General features: G+C 51.9%; 22 protein-coding genes and 1 pseudogene. 18 read left to right on the forward strand and 5 right to left on the reverse strand.

The genetic code is table 11. The annotated features are described in order from the left end of the window. The first annotated feature begins 12 nt into the window (after nt 1–12). From L971_RS09975 to hfq, 4 genes are all read left to right on the forward strand, one after another. A complete protein-coding gene (locus tag L971_RS09975; protein ID WP_081648556.1) occupies nt 13–234 on the forward strand; it encodes a hypothetical protein in 222 nt (73 codons plus the stop codon). A gap of 109 nt (nt 235–343) precedes the next feature. Continuing rightward, entirely contained in the window at nt 344–937 is a 594-nt protein-coding gene (locus L971_RS09980) for an AmiS/UreI family transporter (RefSeq protein ID WP_029335212.1), read from the forward strand. Nucleotides 938–1,170: 233 nt separating this feature from the next. Then, the gene (miaA, locus tag L971_RS09985) at nt 1,171–2,121 is read left to right on the forward strand and encodes a tRNA (adenosine(37)-N6)-dimethylallyltransferase MiaA (protein WP_047375610.1); all 951 of its coding nucleotides are present in this window, start codon (nt 1,171–1,173) and stop codon (nt 2,119–2,121) included. A gap of 12 nt (nt 2,122–2,133) precedes the next feature. After that, nucleotides 2,134–2,382, forward strand: a complete 249-nt coding sequence (gene hfq, locus L971_RS09990; RefSeq protein WP_012726185.1) for an RNA chaperone Hfq — start codon at nt 2,134–2,136, stop codon at nt 2,380–2,382. A 41-nt stretch (nt 2,383–2,423) separates the two neighbouring features. Here the strand turns inward: hfq and L971_RS09995 are convergent, their stop codons facing one another. Next, complete coding sequence (locus L971_RS09995; RefSeq protein WP_024370278.1) at nt 2,424–2,936, reverse strand: hypothetical protein; 513 nt, start codon at nt 2,934–2,936, stop codon at nt 2,424–2,426. A 153-nt stretch (nt 2,937–3,089) separates the two neighbouring features. Between L971_RS09995 and L971_RS10000 the strand changes: the two genes are divergently transcribed. The 6 genes from L971_RS10000 (at nt 3,090) to L971_RS10025 (ending at nt 9,536) form a co-directional block, all read left to right on the forward strand. Continuing rightward, nucleotides 3,090–4,268, forward strand: coding sequence for a hypothetical protein (locus tag L971_RS10000; RefSeq protein WP_024370279.1), 1,179 nt, complete (start codon nt 3,090–3,092; stop codon nt 4,266–4,268). A 15-nt stretch (nt 4,269–4,283) separates the two neighbouring features. After that, nucleotides 4,284–5,219 (forward strand): GTP-binding protein, encoded by a 936-nt coding sequence (locus L971_RS10005; protein WP_024370280.1) that lies wholly within the window; start codon nt 4,284–4,286, stop codon nt 5,217–5,219. Continuing rightward, nucleotides 5,216–5,998: a 5'-3' exonuclease H3TH domain-containing protein gene (locus L971_RS10010; protein ID WP_024370281.1), complete on the forward strand. Its 783-nt coding sequence runs from the start codon at nt 5,216–5,218 to the stop codon at nt 5,996–5,998. Before L971_RS10005 ends, L971_RS10010 begins: the two co-directional genes overlap by 4 nt. Then, nucleotides 5,979–6,368 (forward strand): reverse transcriptase-like protein, encoded by a 390-nt coding sequence (locus L971_RS10015; RefSeq protein ID WP_047375613.1) that lies wholly within the window; start codon nt 5,979–5,981, stop codon nt 6,366–6,368. The genes L971_RS10010 and L971_RS10015 overlap by 20 nt, the downstream gene beginning before the upstream one ends. 115 nt (nt 6,369–6,483) lie before the next feature. After that, entirely contained in the window at nt 6,484–7,884 is a 1,401-nt protein-coding gene (gene fumC / locus L971_RS10020) for a class II fumarate hydratase (protein WP_024370283.1), read from the forward strand. Nucleotides 7,885–8,054: 170 nt separating this feature from the next. Continuing rightward, nucleotides 8,055–9,536, forward strand: coding sequence for a GGDEF domain-containing protein (locus L971_RS10025; protein ID WP_047375615.1), 1,482 nt, complete (start codon nt 8,055–8,057; stop codon nt 9,534–9,536). Between the two features lie 13 nt (nt 9,537–9,549). Here the strand turns inward: L971_RS10025 and L971_RS10030 are convergent, their stop codons facing one another. From L971_RS10030 to L971_RS10040, 3 genes are all read right to left on the reverse strand, one after another. Then, complete coding sequence (locus L971_RS10030; protein WP_024370285.1) at nt 9,550–10,032, reverse strand: dihydrofolate reductase; 483 nt, start codon at nt 10,030–10,032, stop codon at nt 9,550–9,552. Continuing rightward, a complete protein-coding gene (locus tag L971_RS10035) occupies nt 10,029–10,823 on the reverse strand; it encodes a thymidylate synthase (RefSeq protein WP_029335198.1) in 795 nt (264 codons plus the stop codon). The genes L971_RS10030 and L971_RS10035 overlap by 4 nt, the downstream gene beginning before the upstream one ends. A gap of 135 nt (nt 10,824–10,958) precedes the next feature. Next, a complete protein-coding gene (locus L971_RS10040) occupies nt 10,959–11,648 on the reverse strand; it encodes a Type 1 glutamine amidotransferase-like domain-containing protein (protein ID WP_052200353.1) in 690 nt (229 codons plus the stop codon). A 273-nt stretch (nt 11,649–11,921) separates the two neighbouring features. Here L971_RS10040 and L971_RS10045 point away from each other — a divergent pair, with 273 nt between their 5' ends. From L971_RS10045 to L971_RS10065, 5 genes are all read left to right on the forward strand, one after another. Further along, nucleotides 11,922–12,842 carry an NAD(P)-dependent alcohol dehydrogenase gene (locus tag L971_RS10045; RefSeq protein WP_047375619.1) on the forward strand — a complete coding sequence of 307 codons (921 nt, stop codon included), beginning with the start codon at nt 11,922–11,924 and terminating at the stop codon, nt 12,840–12,842. A 109-nt stretch (nt 12,843–12,951) separates the two neighbouring features. Then, nucleotides 12,952–13,476: a type 1 glutamine amidotransferase domain-containing protein gene (locus L971_RS10050; RefSeq protein WP_024370289.1), complete on the forward strand. Its 525-nt coding sequence runs from the start codon at nt 12,952–12,954 to the stop codon at nt 13,474–13,476. 26 nt (nt 13,477–13,502) lie between these two features. Continuing rightward, nucleotides 13,503–14,237, forward strand: coding sequence for a Bax inhibitor-1/YccA family protein (locus tag L971_RS10055; RefSeq protein ID WP_024370290.1), 735 nt, complete (start codon nt 13,503–13,505; stop codon nt 14,235–14,237). A gap of 83 nt (nt 14,238–14,320) precedes the next feature. Further along, a complete protein-coding gene (locus L971_RS10060) occupies nt 14,321–15,439 on the forward strand; it encodes an FAD-binding oxidoreductase (protein WP_047375621.1) in 1,119 nt (372 codons plus the stop codon). A gap of 21 nt (nt 15,440–15,460) precedes the next feature. Beyond that, nucleotides 15,461–15,808, forward strand: a complete 348-nt coding sequence (locus tag L971_RS10065) for a hypothetical protein (RefSeq protein ID WP_034777445.1) — start codon at nt 15,461–15,463, stop codon at nt 15,806–15,808. Nucleotides 15,809–16,287: 479 nt separating this feature from the next. Here the strand turns inward: L971_RS10065 and L971_RS15295 are convergent. Next, nucleotides 16,288–16,452, reverse strand: a pseudogene (locus tag L971_RS15295) (TetR/AcrR family transcriptional regulator); the annotation flags it as partial. Between the two features lie 119 nt (nt 16,453–16,571). Between L971_RS15295 and L971_RS10075 the strand changes: the two are divergent. The 3 genes from L971_RS10075 to L971_RS10085 all read left to right on the forward strand — a co-directional run bounded on the left by L971_RS10075 (nt 16,572) and on the right by L971_RS10085 (nt 19,119). Beyond that, complete coding sequence (locus tag L971_RS10075) at nt 16,572–17,444, forward strand: ABC transporter ATP-binding protein (protein ID WP_047375624.1); 873 nt, start codon at nt 16,572–16,574, stop codon at nt 17,442–17,444. Continuing rightward, nucleotides 17,445–18,242, forward strand: a complete 798-nt coding sequence (locus L971_RS10080) for an ABC transporter permease subunit (protein ID WP_047375626.1) — start codon at nt 17,445–17,447, stop codon at nt 18,240–18,242. Between the two features lie 64 nt (nt 18,243–18,306). Continuing rightward, nucleotides 18,307–19,119, forward strand: coding sequence for an aldo/keto reductase (locus L971_RS10085; protein ID WP_024370296.1), 813 nt, complete (start codon nt 18,307–18,309; stop codon nt 19,117–19,119). Nucleotides 19,120–19,184 lie beyond the last annotated feature (65 nt).

Below are 19,184 nucleotides of genomic sequence, written 5' to 3' on the forward strand. Positions count from 1 at the left end.
TGATATCGATGCATACAAAACTATCAAGCCATCTTCGCCGACGTGTTGTCGAATACGGCGACCGAACATGCGCCGTGGTATGTGTTGCCAGCCGACGATGAATGGTACGCCCGCTACATAGTCTCTTCGGTCATGATCGATGTGTTAGAACAGATCGACCCTGAGTTCCCGACGTTCACAGATGAAGAGCAAGACAGGATCGACGAAGCGATTCGAACGCTCGAGAACGAGTGAATAAAGGCGTTCTCGTGAACAGCGATTTCCCCTCTTGCATTGAAAGCGAATTCACAGTACAGTGGATATATCGAAAGACGTCTGACATCTGTACAAAGGAGTAATGCTCGTGGGGAATATTAGTTTATTGTTTGGCGGCGTGGCGTTGTTTTTAAACAGCCTCGTCATGTTCGGGAAAGTCGATGTGAAAAGCGCTGGCGTGTTCAGCTTGTTCACGGGTATATTGCAAGCGTTCATCGCGACGTGGCTCGTCGTTAACGCCGCGCCGGCCGAAGTGTTCGGGTATGCCGGCATTTATTTGTTCGCCTTCACGTACTTGTATGTCGGCGTGACGTTCTTGTTTGACATGGACGGGCGAGGCGTCGGGTGGTTCTCACTCTTCGTCGCGATTGCGGCCCTGTTTTACGCAGGCATCGGCTTCGGACGTGCCGACTTTGTGGACGGGGCGATGTGGGCGTTTTGGGCGTTCCTTTGGGCGCTGTTTTTCCTCGGCATGGGACTCGGTCGTCCTGTCGATGCGTTGACGGCGCGCGTCGCTTTTGTCCTCGCTTGGCTCACGTTGATCGTACCTGCGATGGTCGGTCTCGCCGGGCTGACGACTCCGCTCTATACGGTCATCTGGTGGGCCGCGAGCGGCACGGCCGTGCTTTATTTCAGTTTCACGATTTGGCGGCAACGCCGTCTCGTCGAAGTGACCCAATGAAAGACGCTCCCCGTGAGCGTCTTTTTTGCGGGTTAAATTGTGTCTAAAATGTGAAAAGGGGGAATGAGAAAGAAAAGGAGGCGGACTTACATGAGTGATGGATTAGTTTTGTTGCTTGGGCTACTATTATGTGGATGGATGCTGTTTGCCGTCGTATTTGATGATACAATTAAACGAAGAATTTGACAGGCCGTTTCCTTACGAAACGGTCTTTCGTTTGAGGAGTGAGCAAGATGGAAAAAACACCAGTCATCGTCATCGTCGGTCCGACGGCAGTCGGGAAGACGAAGACCGGGATCGAACTGGCGAAAGCGTTCAATGGTGAGATCGTTTCGGGAGATTCGGTTCAAGTGTATCGCGGAATGGACATCGGTTCGGCCAAAGTAACGGTCGAAGAAGCGGAGGGCATCCCGCACCACTTGATTGACATCTGTGATCCGGATGAACCGATGAGTGTCGCCAAGTTCCAACAACTCGCCCGCGCGGCGATTGACGATATATATGCGCGTGGGAAGCTGCCGATTCTCGTCGGCGGCACCGGCCTATACATTCGGTCGATATTATATGATTACGAGTTCACGGAACGTCCGGTCGACGAGGCGTTGCGTTCGAAGCTCGAGCAAGAAGCGGAACAACAAGGCGCTGCAGTGTTACATGAGCGGTTGCGATCTCTTGACCCGAGACGTGCCGAACTCATCCATCCGAATAACGTCCGTCGTGTCATCCGGGCGCTCGAGGTGGCGCTACAAGGAGATGTTCAAACGATGGACAGCGCGCCGTCTGAACACTACGCGTACAAACTGTTCGTCTTGCACGCCGATCGTGACGTATTATACGAGCGTATCAACGAACGGGTGGACGTCATGCTCGCCTCGGGACTCATCGAGGAAGTGGAGCGGCTTCTCGAATCAGGATATGGAGATACCCAGGCGATGCGAGCGATCGGGTACAAGGAAGTCGTACCTTACGTCGAGGGACGTATGTCCGAAGAACGGATGCGGGAGACGCTGAAACAACATACGCGACAATTCGCGAAACGGCAATTAACGTGGTTCCGCCATCAATTTGATGGGATTTGGGTAGATATGGGAAGAAAATCATTTGAACTATCGTATAAAAATATTTATGATGAGGTTGAGGGGTTTTTTCGAAAATTCCGATTATTTGAAAGAGACATAGACTAGGGGGAATGCAACATGAAGGCAAGCTATAACATCCAAGACCACTTTTTGAACCAGTTACGCAAAGAAATGGTGCCGACGACCGTGTTTTTAGTAAGCGGGTTTCAAATTAGGGGCGTTATCAAGTCGTTTGACAACTTTACCGTCATCGTTGAGTCGGAGGGGCGCCAACAATTGATTTACAAGCATGCGATTTCGACGTTCTCGCCAGCACGAAACGTCACGCTTTATGAGCCGGATGCGGTTGAAGTGACAGAAGGTTGATTAACGCATAAGAAAAGAGCGGCCCGGGGACCGCTCTTTTCTTATGCCGTTTTTACGTTCGGATCACGGTCGATCGCTTCGAGGACGCGATGAATCGCGCAACCGCCGAGAATCGATTCGAGTTGGTCACATAGCTGGGCCGGTGCCGAACGATACAGATGGGCGAACGTCCGCTTCCAAGAACGCTCCGCTGATTGGATCCGGACGAGCAAGTCGGCATGGCCGAGCTCTTTTAGCTTCTCGATGTTCATGCGGTTCGTCCGCGCGAACGCCGATAGGACGACCGCTTTCGCGAGCGGCGTTTGAACCGGATAACCGGCGACGATGAGGGCTGCCATCGCCCCTTTCAATTCGTGCTCGATCACGGATTCAAGCACCGAGTCGTGCGTATATGGATTACCGGCATGACCGGTTACGGCTTGCTCAAGCTCGGCTTCAGGTACCGGGCAGGCGGCCGCGTCTAAAATATGTTGAATGGTCGGATGGTCGTTCGCATAACGTGTCGCTTCCCCTGTCGCGATGAAACGTTCATACGTATCAATTAATGAAATCATGTCGATTCCCCCTTTTTCGAACTATCTATATCGTATCAATAAAGGTAAGCGCTTTCAATATATCGAGCGGATTTTTCCACCTATAACGAAAGTATGTTCGCCTACAAGGGTAAAACACGGTACAATGGGCACAGATGTGAAGGAGGGGCTAACATGAAATATTATCAACAGATCGATCCGGTCACCGGAGGAACGTTCGACCGACAGACGTATCGTATCCCGGCGATGGAGAAGTCCGACGAACGTCTGACAGATCTTACGGACGGGACACCCGTTCAGACGAAGGCGCTCGTCAGCACTGTCGAAGTCCGAGAAGGGAAATCAGGGGCGAAGTGGCTCCAACTGAACGTGACGACGGCAAGCGGATTAATTCGCGCCAAACATTGGTTGCGCGGGAACGAAGATCAGCTGTTGCCGATTTACGAATCGGGCGTCGTCGAACTTTCAGGAAAAATCGATGTCTATCCGAAGCCGGACGGGGCCAAGTCGATCACCATCGACAAAGTGCAACCGATCTCACGCGACGAGGCGGTGTCGTTACTGCCGGGATTGCCAGGTGAGGAGACGATCGAACAGTTCGCTGAAGAGCTGTTCGCGCTCCTATCCACGCTGTCATCAGACGCCCAGAAAATCGCCTATGCGCTGCTCGAAGATGTGTGGGACGATTTCGTTTTGGCGCCAGCGGCTTTGTATCATCATCACAACTACGCCGGTGGGCTATTGAAGCATACGACGTGTATGCTGCGGCTCGGTTATCGGATCCAAGAACAAGACGATTACTTGGCGACGGCGTTTCGTATAATTAAAGAAGCCGAGCAGTTGCACAAAGTAGACGTATGGAATACGATGAACGGTGTAAAAGTCGAGCAAGCGTTCCGTGGGACGTTCGAGTCGCTCTATGCGGCGTGTGAGGCGATCGCTGAGTTGAAAGAACCGTTACGTTGGGATGAGCTTGCCCTTGGCATCTTGTTCCATGATATCGGCAAGTTATACGAGTACAGTCACCTGTTATCGTCACCACGACGATTCGAAGAGTTGTTCGCCGTCAGTGGCACGAGTGAGACGACAGGCATCTCGATCAACCCGATGGGAAGTTTGATCGGTCATATGCCGTATGGTGGGCTGTTGTTCGAGAAGAGCCAACGCAGCGCGGGCGTCGTGTTGCCGCTCGACGTCCATCACCGAATCTGGCATATGATCTTATCGCACCACGGGAAGCGGGAATGGGGATCGAGCGTGCTCCCGGTGACGACGGAAGGCTGGCTCCTTCACTTGATCGACTTGCTCGACGCCCGCTATGAAAAATGGGCACGAGTCCATGACAATCTATGAAGTGAGGTATACGTGATGATTCCCGTGCAATTAGTGACCGGTTTTTTAGGCGCCGGTAAAACGACATATATGAATCGATTGCTCGCCGCGACGAATGAACGCATTTTGCTCATCGTCAACGAGCTCGGTTCGGTCAATCTCGACGAACAATTGATCGTCCAAATGGACCAAGAACAGATCGAGCTGTCTAACGGATGTATCTGTTGCTCGATTCAAAATGATTTGAGCAAGACGTTTTATCAACTCGCAGCTCGTGACAAGACGTTCGATCGCGTCGTCATCGAGACGACAGGGGTCGCCGATCCGGCCCCAATCATTCAGACCATCTATTATGATGATTACTTACGGTCACGCTTTAAATTGACGGCCATCTTGACCGTCGTCGATGCGAGCCAGATGGATCGTGATTTGTTCATCGAAGGGATCCATCAAATCGCTTACGCCGATATGATTTTGTTAAACAAGACAGATCTTGTGGACAGGGCGGCGCTTGAGCGAGCTTATGAGCGGATTCGGACCATCAATCCGACCGTGCGTGTCATCGAGACGGTACAGACAGAAGGAGATTATGACTTGCTCGAGAACACGTTCCAGCTCTCTCGAGTCGACGAAACCGTGCTGTCGGAGTTGACGGATGGACATGGTTCGGTCGCTTCGCTCCGCGCCATCACGTTAACGACGGACGTTCCGCTCGCCAGAGACCGCGTCACACGTTACGTGCGTGAAGTGCTCATGCATTATGAGGAGGACTTGTACCGTTTGAAGGCGATTGTCCGATTAGACGGTGAGGCGTCCAAGTTTGTCGTGCAGGCGACGAACCAGCTCATGGGAGCGACGTTCGCAAACGAGGCGAGCGACGATTCCCGTTCCGTATTCGTATGGATCGGAAAAGAACTCGACCGCGATGCGCTCGAACGTGGATTAAAAGCTTGCGAGGTGAATCAAATATGAAACTCATGCTAGTGGATGGCTTTAATTTGCTATCACGTTATTATTTTGCGACGGAGCGTCGCCGTGCGCTCGACCCTGACGTAACGGTGAAAGGATTGCTTCGAAAAGTGGATGGGTGGACGAACGACTTCACTCATATCGCCTTCTTCTGGGACGGCCCCCGTGAATCAACTCATCGTTTCGCCCTGTTTCCGGACTATAAGGCGACGCGTACCGGGTTACCGGAACCGTTATTTGACGACTACGTCAAATTGCGAGCAGCGTTGACAGAACGCGGGATTTTTCAATCTGAACTTGCCGGTTATGAGGCAGATGATTTGATGGGAGCGGTCGCGACCCAGTTTCCAGGTGAATCATACTTGTACTCTTCAGACCGCGACATGCACCAACTGTTATCGGATACGGTGTTTCAAATCGTCCCGAAAAAAGGAGAAGAAGTTCTTATGAACGGCGAGCTGTTCGAGTCCATATACGGCATCAAACCGCTCCAGTTCGTCGATGTGAAGGCACTCCAAGGCGATGCGTCAGACAACATCCCCGGTGTGCGCGGTATCGGACCGAAGACGGCGACGTTGCTCGTTCAATCGTATAATACCGTTGAAATCCTGTACGAACGTCTAAAGAACGAGCAACTGCTCGAGGCACATCGCAAGTTTTCGAAGAAGCTCGACGGACACGAGGAAATCGCGTTGTTGTCAAAGCAATTGTCGCGTATCGACGTGCATGCGCCGATCGAGACAGACTGGGAGGCGTACCGGTTTGGTTCACATCTATTTTGATGCGGCGACGAATCAACAGACGAGCGAGGTCGGCCTCGGGGTCTGGATGAAGACGTCGGACGGTACGGTCAGTATCCATACACACAAAACATCGGGACTGACGAGCGTCCAAGCCGAGCTCGCCGCGCTCCGCTTTGCGCTTGAACAAGCCCATCGGTTACACGGTGAGACGACGTTCATGATCCACTCGGACGCCGAAACAATCGTTCGGGCACTTGAACAACGGTTCTTAAAAGATCGTTCGGTAAAGCCGCTTTTTCTTGAGGTGCTCATCGCTTATGATGAGTTGCCCGTCACATTCATCAAATGGGTGCCACGTAGTGAAAACAAGGCTGACCGCGTCGCCAAACAGGCGTTATTAAGGGAATGATTGAAAAAGTCGGGACAAGGTCTCGACTTTTTTTAGATTTGACGCCACGCCCGTTTCTTTTTCACATAAGTTTCGCTAGAATGAAAGCGTAGTCAAAAAAAGAGGGGGAATTTTCATGGAATATCGGATTGAAAGGGACACGATGGGGGAAATCAACGTTCCTGCTTCAGCGAAATGGGGCGCACAAACTCAACGGAGCTTGCAAAACTTTAAAATCGGGACGGAGAAGATGCCGCTTGAGGTCGTGCATGCGTTCGCAATTTTGAAGAAAGGCGCTGCCTTGGCTAACGCTGAACTCGGCGTTCTCGAGCAGGACAAGGCGGATATTATCGCCGAAGTCGCGGATGAGATTGTGGCGGGCGACCACGACGCCGAGTTTCCGCTCGTCGTCTGGCAGACAGGTTCGGGTACGCAATCAAACATGAACGTCAATGAAGTCATCGCCCATTTGGCGAACGACAAGTTGAAAGCACGCGGTCAGTCGATCACGATTCATCCGAACGATGACGTCAATAAATCACAAAGTTCAAATGACACGTATCCGACAGCAATGCATATCGCAGCCATCCTCGCGGTAGAAGACAAAGTCCTCCCAGCGATTGAGGCGCTACATGCGACGCTCGATAAAAAAGCAGAGGCGTATATGGACGTCGTCAAAATTGGACGCACCCACTTGCAAGACGCGACGCCGGTCACGCTCGGGCAAGAAATCAGCGGTTGGGTCCGGATGCTTGAATTATCAAAACAGATGATTGAACGGACGCTCGACCCGTTGACGGAACTCGCGCTCGGCGGAACGGCCGTCGGCACTGGGATTAACGCTCATCCTGAGTTCGGGGAAGTCGTCGCGGCTAAAATTTCGGCGGAGACCGGAAAACAATTCGTGACGGCTGTGAACAAATTCCATGCGCTCACGAGCCACGACCAGCTCGTGTTCACACACGGTGCGTTGAAGGCGCTTGCTATGGATGCGATGAAGATTGCCAACGACGTCCGTTGGCTCGCCTCAGGCCCACGTGCCGGTATCGGTGAAATCACGATACCTGAAAATGAGCCAGGCAGCTCGATCATGCCGGGTAAAGTGAACCCGACACAGAGCGAGGCGTTGACGATGGTGGCGGCCCAAGTGCTCGGCAACGATGCGACGATCGGGTTCGGCGCGAGCCAAGGAAATTTTGAATTGAACGTGTTCAAACCGGTCATCATGTACAACTTCTTACAGACGTGCCGTTTGTTGACGGACAGTCTGCATTCGTTCGATGTACACTGTGCGGTCGGCATCGAGCCCGATTTGGATGTGATTGCCCATAACGTGGAACGCTCCCTCATGCTCGTCACGGCGCTCAACCCACACATCGGTTATGAGAACGCGGCGAAAATTGCCAAGTTGGCTCATACACAAGGGACATCGCTTAAAGAAGCGGCGCTTGAAACCGGATTGTTGAGCGAGGAACAATTTGACAAGTGGATTCGTCCGGAAGAGATGACGTCTCCGAACTTAAAAGTGGAAAAATAAGAGAACAGCGGCTGAAAAGCCGCTGTTCTCTTATTTATTTTAGGACATAAGTACTAACGATATGGCAAACAATAGGAATTAAATGAGGAAATAGTTGTATTTTCGTGTAGGAAGTCGCATAATCGAAGACAGAAGCGAATTTCGGGAAGAACGAAACTGGGGGGTCGGGAATGGAGCATCAACCAACAGATCGCGTACACGATATATTATCGAAACTGACGGAGGCACGACAGCTTCCGACACACGATATCGAATTTCTTTTAAGTTGGGTGAAGACGGAAGTCCGGAAGCGGCGGCTGATGCATTTACTTGAAATATTCAGCCGTGTCGAGTCGGAAGTCCGGGATTTACCACCCGTCTTATCGCAGGCGGAAGCGAACGCGTTGCTTGCACCGGTCAAACGTTACATACATACGATTCTCGGAATCGATCAAGAAGATGAGGATCTCGTGCTCGTTTTGGCGGCGAGCTTCTCGACGTTCAGCCGATACAAATCGCGCATCGAAAAACTTGGGGCGAGACCGGTGTTTTTACAGACGTTGGAAGAAGCCGTCGAATACGATTATGAAGACGTGCCGAAAGCGATCATCATGGATGTGGAGCTATGGCCTAACTTCCTTGAACGTGACATCCAATCGTTTGTCAGCAAAATGAAAAAACTATACGTACCGCTCATCGTCATCGGGACGAACGAACATTATCGTCTCGCCGCTTACTCGTATGGCTTTGATGACTACTGGGAGTCGTGGATCCCGATGGAAGAACGTCTTGTCCGTCTCGGGTTGCATATCGAAAAGGCGCGTCTCGTCTCGAACGCGCTACTCATCGATGAGTTGACCGGCGCCTTCAATCGTAAATATTTAAAAGCAACGTTCGGTCGCTTCATGTCCCGGCTCGAACGTTCGGGAGAGAGTTTTACGCTCGCCTTACTAGACATCGATCACTTCAAGCAACTGAACGACACGTTCGGTCACGCATACGGGGATGAAGTGCTCCACCGGGTCGCTGAAGAGATTCGGCTCGCGATCCGTTCGAGCGACGAATTGATTCGCTACGGTGGTGAGGAGTTTCTCATCATCTTGAACGTCTCGGACCGGGCCGTTGTCGATGCCGTCCTCGAACGTGTTCGGACGCGCATCGAACAGATGACGTTCCCGTACGAGCATCACGTGACGGTGTCGATCGGCTATACCCGTGTCTGTCAGCTCGGCATGACGCTCGGGGAATGGTGTGCGTATGCGGATGAAGCGCTCTACAAGGCGAAACGGGACGGACGCAACCGGATCATCCGATACTCGACGGCGGTCCGGGATGAGAAACGTCTGGCCTACGTCACGATGAGCTCGAAAAAATATGCGCTTTTGGCCGACCAGTTGCCGAAGCAGCATCGCCGCTACGAGATTGTCTATCGACCGTACGGCGCCTACGTCTGTAATGACCATGTCGAAATGTTCATTTTAGACGAATCCGGGTCAAGCGAGGCTCGGACAATGTCCGCGGTGAAAGAGCAACGCGGCAAGTATAGTCACATCCTTGCCGTGACGGCACGCACCGCCGCGGAGCTTGGATTATACGACGATGTGTCCGAAACGGACGGAGAAGACGTCATCACGGAAAAAATCGAACAGTGGCTCGAAAAGCTACCAGACTAAAAAAGACATCGACTCAGTCGATGTCTTTTCTGTCGTATTGATAAAATGTGAAACCGTACGCGTGGCGTTCGTCGGCAAGGTGTGATTGCTCGCGCGTGATGACGACGTCAGGGAGTTCCGGGTAAAACGTGTCTGCCTCGAAAGTCCCGTCGACTTCTGTCACGTAAAAACGGTCCGTGAACGGCATCGTCTGCTCATAAAGAGTCGCCCCACCGATGACATAGAAATCTTCAGACGTTTCTGACCCGTTTAGCCGGTCGAGATCGTGCCACACCTCGACCCCTTCAGCCTCGAACGTCTCATCCGTCGTGACGACGATGTTACGTCGGTGCGGCAAGGCCCGGCCGATCGATTCATACGTCTTTCGGCCCATCACGATCGTCTGGCCGGTCGTGATCGCTTTGAACTGTTTCAAGTCGTCTGGAAGTTTCCATAACAAGCCGTTATCTTTCCCGATCTCGCGATTCGTTCCGTAAGCGACGACGTGGATGATCATACGCTCACCTCTCCTTTAATATGCGGATGCGGGTCATAATCGACAATCTCAAAATCTTCAAAACGGAAGTCCTCGATAGATGAGACGTCACGCAAAATGTTAAGTTTCGGGAGCGGACGCGGCTCACGTGTCAACTGAAGTTTCACTTGCTCGAGATGGTTATGGTAAATGTGCGCATCGCCGAGTGTGTGGACGAAGTCACCGACCTCAAGGTTCGTGACGTGCGCGACCATATGAGTCAACAAGGCGTATGACGCGATATTGAACGGGACGCCGAGGAACGTGTCCGCGCTTCGTTGATAAAGCTGGCACGATAACTTCCCGTCCGCGACATAAAACTGGAACAACAAATGGCACGGCGGGAGCGCCATATCTTCAAGTTGACCCGGGTTCCAAGCCGATACGACGAGGCGACGTGAATCGGGGTTCGTCTTGATCTGTTCAATCACTTCGGCGAGCTGGTCGACGCTCGTGCCGTCCGGTTTCGGGAACGAGCGCCACTGGGCACCGTAGACGGGACCGAGGTTGCCGTCCTCGTCGGCCCACTCGTTCCAAATACGGACGCCGTTGTCTTGCAAATACTTGACGTTCGTGTCGCCCGTGATGAACCAGAGCAGTTCATGGATGATTGAACGTGTATGTAGTTTTTTCGTCGTGATGAGGGGGAACCCGTCCTGAAGGTTGAAACGCATCTGATAGCCGAAGACGCTCGTCGTCCCGGTGCCGGTCCGGTCCTCTTTGACAACACCGTTCTCGAGGATATGGGTGCATAAATCATGGTATTGTTTCATGTGGGAAGTCCCCTTTCTCGTTAAAAATTAACATAAAGACGCACTTATTATAACACAATATATTGATGACATAACGTTCCGAATTCTATATGCAGATGTATTTGTCTGAAAGTACGTCGATTTCTGGAACGAACGTTATTGGAGCGGGGATGGGTAGTCCGTGACAGAATGGACGCCCTCTGTTAGCTTCGTCATGTTACGTTGAGAGTATAAATACACATCCCCAAAAATCTCAATCCTCTTTTCTTGAACCCGAATCGCACAGTCTTTGTTGGACGCATAGACCGGCAACTCTTCGGATAAAAGGGCGAGTTCTTGTTTGACTACACCCATGTTATGTTCGAGATCGAAGTGGGAGAGAACTGAAAAGTCATGTAACGCCAGGCCGTTGTAAATCGTTGTTGCGGAAGTCGAATAACCTAAGTTTGGGGAGCAAATCCATTTCGAAGACATATTGATCGCGCCTGCACTGGCTCCGATGACAATACCACCATTAGATTGAATCGACTCTAATAAATCGTACTCATATAAAAACATGTTTTGTTTTACGGTGTCCCCACCTAATAGAAAAATCATCGAAGCCTCACTAATCCGGCGTTTCGCCTCTTTCTGACCTACTTCGTAATTGATTAGATGGTACTCGTCAAATATAATTCCCGCATCCTCTAACCAAGACAGTTCGGTGAACCCGTTTACTGAAGTGGAGGCAGGATTCGAACTGATCATCACGAGCGAATGACGAGTCGTCGTGTCTCGAGATAATGCATGGGCCAAATTATTTGGGAAGAAATTGTTGAACCAGCCTAGATAGTAGTACGTAGCCATATTAAGTCTCCTTCAACAGATGATTGAGGAATCAATCATATTGTACCCGATTTAGTTGGAATCTTTTCCAAAAACAATATGAGGTACTTCTTATAGAGAGGAATATGGACGGCCCTTCGAATCAACAGCTTTTCTTTCAGCAATCGTTCCGATTCCTCAGCTCGTTTGATAAGTAATGACATCCTATGAACGAGGTGACTTTCCATTTGATTATCTTTCGTTGAAACGGTGAATTCATTAGTAACAACTTCATGTACGAAAAGGAGGTTTACGATGAGAGCAGTAATTTGTACCGCATATGGGCCGCCGGATGTGCTACAGCTTCAAGTGGTGGACAAGCCTGTGCCGAAAGACTTTGATCTGATGATTAAAGTTCATACTTCGGCCGTCCATTCAGGAGATCGTCGCCTACGAGCACTCGATGTACCGGCAGCTGGTAAGCTTCCGATGCGGGTCGTCGTCGGTTTCACGGCGCCGCGACAGCCGATTTTAGGTGTCGTCTTGGCAGGGGAAGTCGTTGAGACGGGCAGACGCGTCGAGCATTTTAAGGTCGGAGATCGCGTCTATGCGTTGACCGGGATGCGATTCGGAGGATACGCCGAATATGCGTGTGTCAAAGAGAGTAAGTGTGTCGAACTCATGCCTCAAAACGCTAGCTATGTCGAAGCGGCATGCCTACCGTTCGGCGGGACGACCGCCCTTCATTTTTTGCGAAAAGTGAACATTGAGCAAGCGAAGACCGTATTGATATACGGGGCTTCCGGTGCAGTCGGTTCAATGGCCGTTCAAATCGCGAAATATTACGGGGCTCACGTGACGGCTGTCTGTAGGGAACGAAATTTTGAACTCGTAAGAAGTTTAGGGGCAGACGTTGTGGTCGATTATACGACAGCAGGATACGATAACAACTTGACCATATATGACGCCGTGTTTGATGCGGCCGGTAAAATCGATAAACAAATGGCCCGTAAGCATATCGGGGAACATGGAAAGTTTAGTTCCGTAGCCGGTCAAGGTGTCTCAAGTGAACGGAAGGAGGACCTGACTTTTCTGAACGAACTGTTCGACTCGGGACGTGTGAGAGCCGTCATTGACTCGATTTATCCGCTCGAGGACATCGTCGCGGCCCATCGTTACGTGGATGCGGGCGGGAAGGCCGGAAATGTCATCGTGACAGTGGCACGAACGGATTAATTGAACAAATAAGTTAAAGGTTAAAGGCGTGCGTTTCGTCGATAGTCTTTGTTTTCGCCACGTTGCTTATAGGGTATACTTGTGAAAGACAATGAAAGGGAGGGGTTCGATGAAATTACAAGGTATGAACATCCTGCAAATCGTCAGTGACGATTTTGAAGATTTAGAACTGTGGTATCCGATCCACCGCTTACGAGAGGAAGGCGCGAACGTCATCCTCGCCGGGGAGAAAGGTGCGCACGTCTACACGGGGAAATATGGCGTTCCCGCAAAGTCCGACGTCGCGTTTGAAGACGTGGACATCACGTCATTCGATGCGTTGCTCGTGCCTGGTGGTTGGTCACCAGACTTGTTACGTCGCTTTGACTCGGTGAAAGGGTTCGTCCGCTATATGCATGACCAAAAACGTCCGATCGGTCAAATTTGCCATGCCGGCTGGGTGCTCATTTCCGCTGACATTCTTAAAGGTGTCAACGTTACAAGCACACCAGGCATTAAAGATGATATGGAAAACGCAGGTGCGATCTGGCATGATGAGCCGGTCGTCGTCGATGGGCATATCGTTTCGAGTCGTCGTCCACCTGATTTGCCAGATTATATGCGCGCCTTCATCGATGTGATGGCGAAGCGCTGAACAACTTATAAAGGAGCTTACGAACGTTGAACCTTAAATCAAATCCAATTCTCCGCAAATCGATGGAGACGTCTTCTTATGCGACCGCACCGATGACGAAAGCCGGTACGTGGTCTAAAATCTTCATGTTGCTCATGCTCGTCACAGCGACTGCCGGAGTGACATGGTCGCTCGTCCCAACGATCGGAGAAGGCCTTCTCTTCCCGATCATGATCGGGTCGCTCATCCTCGGGCTATTGCTCGCGCTCGTCATCATGTTCAAACCGCACACGGCACCTGTCGTCGCCCCACTCTACGGGATCGTCGAAGGCGTCTTCGTCGGGACGATCTCGTACTTCTTTGAATCAATGGTGCCAGGCATCGTCGGTCGTGCCGTGTTGACGACGTTCGTCGTCGCTTTCGCGATGTGGTTCGTCTACTCGACAGGTCTCGTCAAAGTGACGCAGAAGTTCCGCGCCGGTATCATGGCCGCCATCTTTACGGTCATGCTCCTTTATCTCTTCCAAATCGGGATGAGTTTCTTCGGAGCAGGACTACCATTCATGACAGGTTCATCACCGCTCGCGATCGGTGTCCAGTTCGTGATCGTCATCATCGCCTCGCTCGCGCTCGTCCTCGACTTCGACTATATCGCGCGACAAGTCGAAGACCGGGCACCGAAACATCTCGAGTGGGTGGCCGCGTTCGGTTTGATCGTGACGCTCATCTGGCTCTATATCGAGTTGCTCGACTTATTGTATCGTCTCGCGATGCGCGACTAAAAATCATCGGCCACAAGGCCGGTGATTTTTTTCAGGAAGACAGGAAAGGATGTGAATGCCCTCATCCGTTGAGGGCGAAACGTATGAAGAAAGTCATCATCATCGGTTCAGGGATCGTCGGTATCTCGGCCGCTTATCATTTGGCGGGGAAAGCTGATGTCACCGTCATTGACAGAAAAGAAGTCGGGCGGGCGACCGACGCCGCGGCAGGTATCGTCTGCCCGTGGATCGCCCAGCGCCGTAACAAGGCATGGTACGCGCTCGCCAAAGGCGGTGCCCGCCACTATGCGACAGTCGTCGACGACTTGAAGCGAGAGGGCGAGACAGAGACCGGTTACAAACGTGTCGGGACGCTCGCTTTACATGAAGACAAGAAGTTGAACGAGATGCAAGAACGGACGGCGCTGCGCCGGGAAGAAGCACCTGAAATCGGTGACTTGACCCGGCTGACGGCAGAAGAAGCGAGAGCGCTGTTCCCACCGCTCTCGGACGAATATGACGCTCTCCTCGTCGAAGGCGGGGCTCGCGTCGATGGGGAGAAGTTGCGAGCGGCCCTCGAACGGGTCGCCGTGAAGCGCGGCGTGACCTTGATTGACGGCTCGGCCGTCCTCGTTGAAACGGACGGCTATCATGTCGAGTGCGACGGTGTCCGCTATGAGGCTGACGAGATCGTGCTCGCCTGCGGGGCGTGGTTGCCCGAATTGATGGAGCCGATTGGTTACACGGCCCGTGTCGCCGGGGAAAAAGCGCAAATCGTGCACGTACAGCTGCCAGATACAGACGCGTCCGACTGGCCGGTCGTCATGCCGCCGCGTCGCCGCTATTTACTCGGATTTGAAGCAGGACGAATCGTCATCGGCTCGACACATGAGCGGGGGAAGGCGTTCGACGCACGACCGACGGCAATCGGGATTCATGAGGTGCTCTCGAAAGGGTTAGAATCGGCCCCGGGACTCGCCGAAGCCGAACTGATTGAGACGCGGGTCGGCTTCCGTCCGGTCACCCCGAACTCGATTCCGATTCTCGGTCGCGTGCCGGGAGCGGAGCAGTTGCTCGTCGCGAACGGTCTCGGGTCATCCGGTTTGACAGTCGGTCCGTACATTGGGAAAGTGCTCGCCGACCTCGTTCTGACCGGGGACTGTGAGCTTGATCTATCACTCTATCCGATGGCAGAATCGGTATTTAAAACGGAAGACAACTAATCGAAGCAAGGCGGTGAACGAATGCGGTACGAATTTGATTTGATCGACGATGAAAATGATGAGTTTGAGCAGCTGGCGGATAATGTAGGCACGGTCATGGTGTTTGATGAGTCGTGGGAAAACGTCAGCCCGCAAAGCAAGGTGATGATCTCATTGAGCCGAAATGCCATGATTGGTCTCGGCACGGAGTTGATTCGAATGGCACACCGCTTCGAAGTCGGCCGACACGTTCATGTTGAACCGATGATGGAAGGATTGGTTTGTCAACGCATGGGTGTCTTTATGACGCCGGAAAGTTCGGAACTGATTATCGCCTGCGGAGACGAATTGGACGTGGATTCGTACATCCCCCCCGAACTTCAAGAGTAGCATCTCCACTACGTTACCGGAATATAAAAAGTCGCCTATCACTTCTACACGCACAAGAAGGGGAAGGCGACTTTTTAGTTATTTTTTCTCATGATTCCGTGGAGGAAAAAATGAAAATGTTCGCGCATCGTGTCGGTCATCTGTGCCGTGGAAAGTTGAGGGTCCGACAAGATGGCTTGTTGCATCAATTGAACGTAGCGCAAATAAGCGTCGGTCGAGATGTCCGGGTCGACCGCTCCGGTCATCTTGCCGTACTCGATCAAGTTCCGAAACGCGGCGTACCCGCGGGCCGCGAGTTGTTGCCACGATGGGTCGGTCGTGACGATCGTCAACACCGTGTCGTCGAACATTCCCGCCGATTCAATTTTTCGTCTCAAAATGTCAATCAACAACTGCTCAAACGGGATCTGTTCCTCGATCCGTTGCTCGATCCAATTCATTTCTTGCTCGGTCAGGTGCGTGAGGACGTGCAGGATGACTTGCTCTTTCGAACCGAAGTAATTGTAAATCGAGACAGGAGAGACCGAGGCGGCACGGGCAAGCTCGTTGATCGTAAAGCGCGACTGTTCTTTTGTCATGAGCGTCCGAGCGGCCTCGAGTATGGCTCGGCGCTTCTCTTCGGTCCGTTTCGTGAATCCGTCCATCAGTAACCCTCCCTTCTATTATTTTGTAATCAATATACCATTTCCATTTCAAAAAATAACGTGATATACTAGTTTTGTAATGATAATGTTCATATATTTCAAAAATAGGGGGGATATGCATGATTCAAATCGAGCGGTTGACGAAGCGGTTCGACGCGTCGCACGGTATCTTTGACGTCTCGTTGACGGTCGAACGAGGGACCGTCTTTGGTTTCATCGGTCCGAACGGGGCAGGTAAATCGACGACGATCCGCCACTTGATGGGGTTGCTTCATGGCGACTCTGGTAAAGCGACGATCATGGGACATGATTGTTGGCGGGAGAGTGAGACGGTGAAGGCGTACGTCGGCTACTTGCCCGGCGAGATCAACTACCCGCAAGACATGACGGGGGAAGAGATCATTCGGCTGACGAGTCGCCTGCACGAGACGAGTATTGAACGAGAGACACGTCTCCGCCAAATCTTTGCCTTCGATACGACGTTAAAAGTCCGAAAAATGTCAAAAGGGATGAAACAAAAACTAGCAATCGTGACGTGCTTCATGAAAGATGCCCCCGTTTATTTGTTGGACGAACCGACGAGTGGTCTCGACCCGCTCATGCAAGAACGGCTCATCGAATGGGTGCTCGCCGAGAAAGCGTCTGGGAAAGCCATCTTAATGAGCTCCCACCACTTTCCGGAGATGGAGAAGACGTGTGACCGGGCCGCGCTCATTAGAGACGGACGAATTATCATTGAGTCCGAGATGAACGAACTGAAGCGAAGAAGTGTGAAGACGTATCAGGTCGGGTTGAAAAGCGAGACCGATGCGGGTGCGCTGGCGTCACAGATCGGGACACGCGACGGTCGCAACGTCGTCGTCTCGATTTCGAGTCCAGAAGAACTGAACGGATTTCTCGCCATGTTGACGCAATTTGAAGTGGAGTCGCTCACGAGCGGGGCCGACGAGCTCGAGCACATGTTCATGCAATATTATGGGGAGGCGACGTAAATGGTATTGATCGCATCGCTGTTTAAACAAAACCGCAGTTGGATTTTAGGATACTCGATCGGGACGAGTCTATATTTGTTCTTCTTGGCCTCTGTCTTTCCGTCGATTAAAGAGACAGGCTTGATCGAAGGGAAACTCGAATCATTGCCCCCTGAGCTGCTCGAGGTGTTCAAGATCGACCCGACTCTCGCAATGGACAACGTCATCAACTTACTCGGAGGCAACTATTATGGCCTCATCTTTTACGTCCTCGCGATCTTGTTCGCGCTCACGTTTGCATCACGACTCATGGGGAAACCGGTCGATTCGGGAGAAGTCATGCTGTTCATGGCGGCACCAATCTCACGACGTGCCTACGTCTCGGCGAGTCTTGTCGTCTTGCTCATCGCAACGATTCTATTCGTCGGGTTGAACGGACTGAGCCTAACGCTCGCTGACGTGCTGTTTGACTTGGCAATCGATTACGGCGTCATGTGGACGTTGCAATTGAACGCGGGTCTCATTTTACTCGTTCTCGGTGCCATCGCCTATATTCTAGCGAGTCTGTTCGATGACAGCACCCGTTCTTACATGGTGACGGGTAGTTTGTTCGCTCTCTTCTTGATCGCGAACATTTTCTCTGGTTTCAGCGAGCGGCTCGAGTGGCTCGAACGTTTATCGCTCTTTTCGCTGTTTGACGCTAACGCCCAAGTGGGAGGCGACGTTCCCTTGCTGTCCCTACTCGTGCTGAGTGGATTGTTCCTCTTTGCCGCGTTGGCTTGCTATGCCCGCTTCACCCGAAAAGATTTGACGATTTAGTTTTTCGGAATAAGATCTCGGGTATGTTACAATCAGCTCGAACAGTTGAAAGGGGAATGATGATATGCAACTCGCAACGTTACGAAATGGCGTCCAAATCCCGATGATCGGGTTCGGCGTCTGGCAAGTCGATAATGAGACCGAGGCGCCACAAGCGGTCGCTGAGGCGTTGAAAGTCGGTTACCGCCATATCGATACGGCAGCCGTCTATAAAAACGAAGAGGGCGTAGCTAAAGGCATTACGACTTCAGGAGTCAGCCGCGACGACATCTTCTTGACGTCGAAGATATGGAACGAGGATATCCGTCAAGGACGGACGAAGGAAGCGTTCGCCGAATCGCTCGCGCGCCTTGAGACGGACTACTTGGACTTGTGCCTCTTGCATTGGCCGGTCGACGGCTTTGTCGAGGCGTGGAAAGACCTCATTGATTTATATGAGGCTGGAAAGATCAAAGCGATCGGTGTCTCAAACTTCAAAGAGCATCACCTCGAGGCGTTGAAAGAAGCGGGACTCATGATACCGCTCATCAACCAAGTCGAGTTGCATCCACAACTACCGCAACCGGACCTTGTCGAGTATTGTCAAGACGAAGGTATCCAAATCGAGGCGTGGAGCCCGCTCATGCAAGGTAAGTTCCTCGACATCCCTGTGTTCGCGGAGATCGCCGAGAAGCATGGGAAGACGCCAGCCCAAGTCGTCCTCCGTTGGCACTTGGAGACAGGGAACGTCGCCTTGCCGAAATCGGTGACGCCACATCGAATTAAAGAAAACTTCGACGTGTTCGACTTCACGCTCGATGCGGACGACATGGCGAAAATTGATGCGGCTGCGACTAACGAACGTCTAGGGCCAGATCCTGACAATATTGATTTTTAAACACATTGAGACCCGTTTTTGGGTCTCTTTTTGTGTATGAGCGGAGTCTCATGGGTATAGAAAAC

This window comes from Exiguobacterium sp. ZOR0005 (assembly GCF_000798975.1).
Classification (GTDB): domain Bacteria; phylum Bacillota; class Bacilli; order Exiguobacteriales; family Exiguobacteriaceae; genus Exiguobacterium; species Exiguobacterium aurantiacum.

Coding starts and splice junctions, on each gene's coding strand:
- miaA (WP_047375610.1), top strand. CDS start 1,171: ATGGAAAAAACACCAGTCATCGTCATCGTCGGTCCGACGGCAGTCGGG.
- hfq (WP_012726185.1), top strand. CDS start 2,134: ATGAAGGCAAGCTATAACATCCAAGACCACTTTTTGAACCAGTTACGC.
- L971_RS09995 (WP_024370278.1), bottom strand. CDS start 2,936: ATGATTTCATTAATTGATACGTATGAACGTTTCATCGCGACAGGGGAA.
- L971_RS10000 (WP_024370279.1), top strand. CDS start 3,090: ATGAAATATTATCAACAGATCGATCCGGTCACCGGAGGAACGTTCGAC.
- L971_RS10005 (WP_024370280.1), top strand. CDS start 4,284: ATGATTCCCGTGCAATTAGTGACCGGTTTTTTAGGCGCCGGTAAAACG.
- L971_RS10010 (WP_024370281.1), top strand. CDS start 5,216: ATGAAACTCATGCTAGTGGATGGCTTTAATTTGCTATCACGTTATTAT.
- fumC (WP_024370283.1), top strand. CDS start 6,484: ATGGAATATCGGATTGAAAGGGACACGATGGGGGAAATCAACGTTCCT.
- L971_RS10025 (WP_047375615.1), top strand. CDS start 8,055: ATGGAGCATCAACCAACAGATCGCGTACACGATATATTATCGAAACTG.
- L971_RS10030 (WP_024370285.1), bottom strand. CDS start 10,032: ATGATCATCCACGTCGTCGCTTACGGAACGAATCGCGAGATCGGGAAA.
- L971_RS10035 (WP_029335198.1), bottom strand. CDS start 10,823: ATGAAACAATACCATGATTTATGCACCCATATCCTCGAGAACGGTGTT.
- L971_RS10040 (WP_052200353.1), bottom strand. CDS start 11,648: ATGGCTACGTACTACTATCTAGGCTGGTTCAACAATTTCTTCCCAAAT.
- L971_RS10045 (WP_047375619.1), top strand. CDS start 11,922: ATGAGAGCAGTAATTTGTACCGCATATGGGCCGCCGGATGTGCTACAG.
- L971_RS10050 (WP_024370289.1), top strand. CDS start 12,952: ATGAAATTACAAGGTATGAACATCCTGCAAATCGTCAGTGACGATTTT.
- L971_RS10060 (WP_047375621.1), top strand. CDS start 14,321: ATGAAGAAAGTCATCATCATCGGTTCAGGGATCGTCGGTATCTCGGCC.
- L971_RS10065 (WP_034777445.1), top strand. CDS start 15,461: ATGCGGTACGAATTTGATTTGATCGACGATGAAAATGATGAGTTTGAG.
- L971_RS10075 (WP_047375624.1), top strand. CDS start 16,572: ATGATTCAAATCGAGCGGTTGACGAAGCGGTTCGACGCGTCGCACGGT.
- L971_RS10080 (WP_047375626.1), top strand. CDS start 17,445: ATGGTATTGATCGCATCGCTGTTTAAACAAAACCGCAGTTGGATTTTA.
- L971_RS10085 (WP_024370296.1), top strand. CDS start 18,307: ATGCAACTCGCAACGTTACGAAATGGCGTCCAAATCCCGATGATCGGG.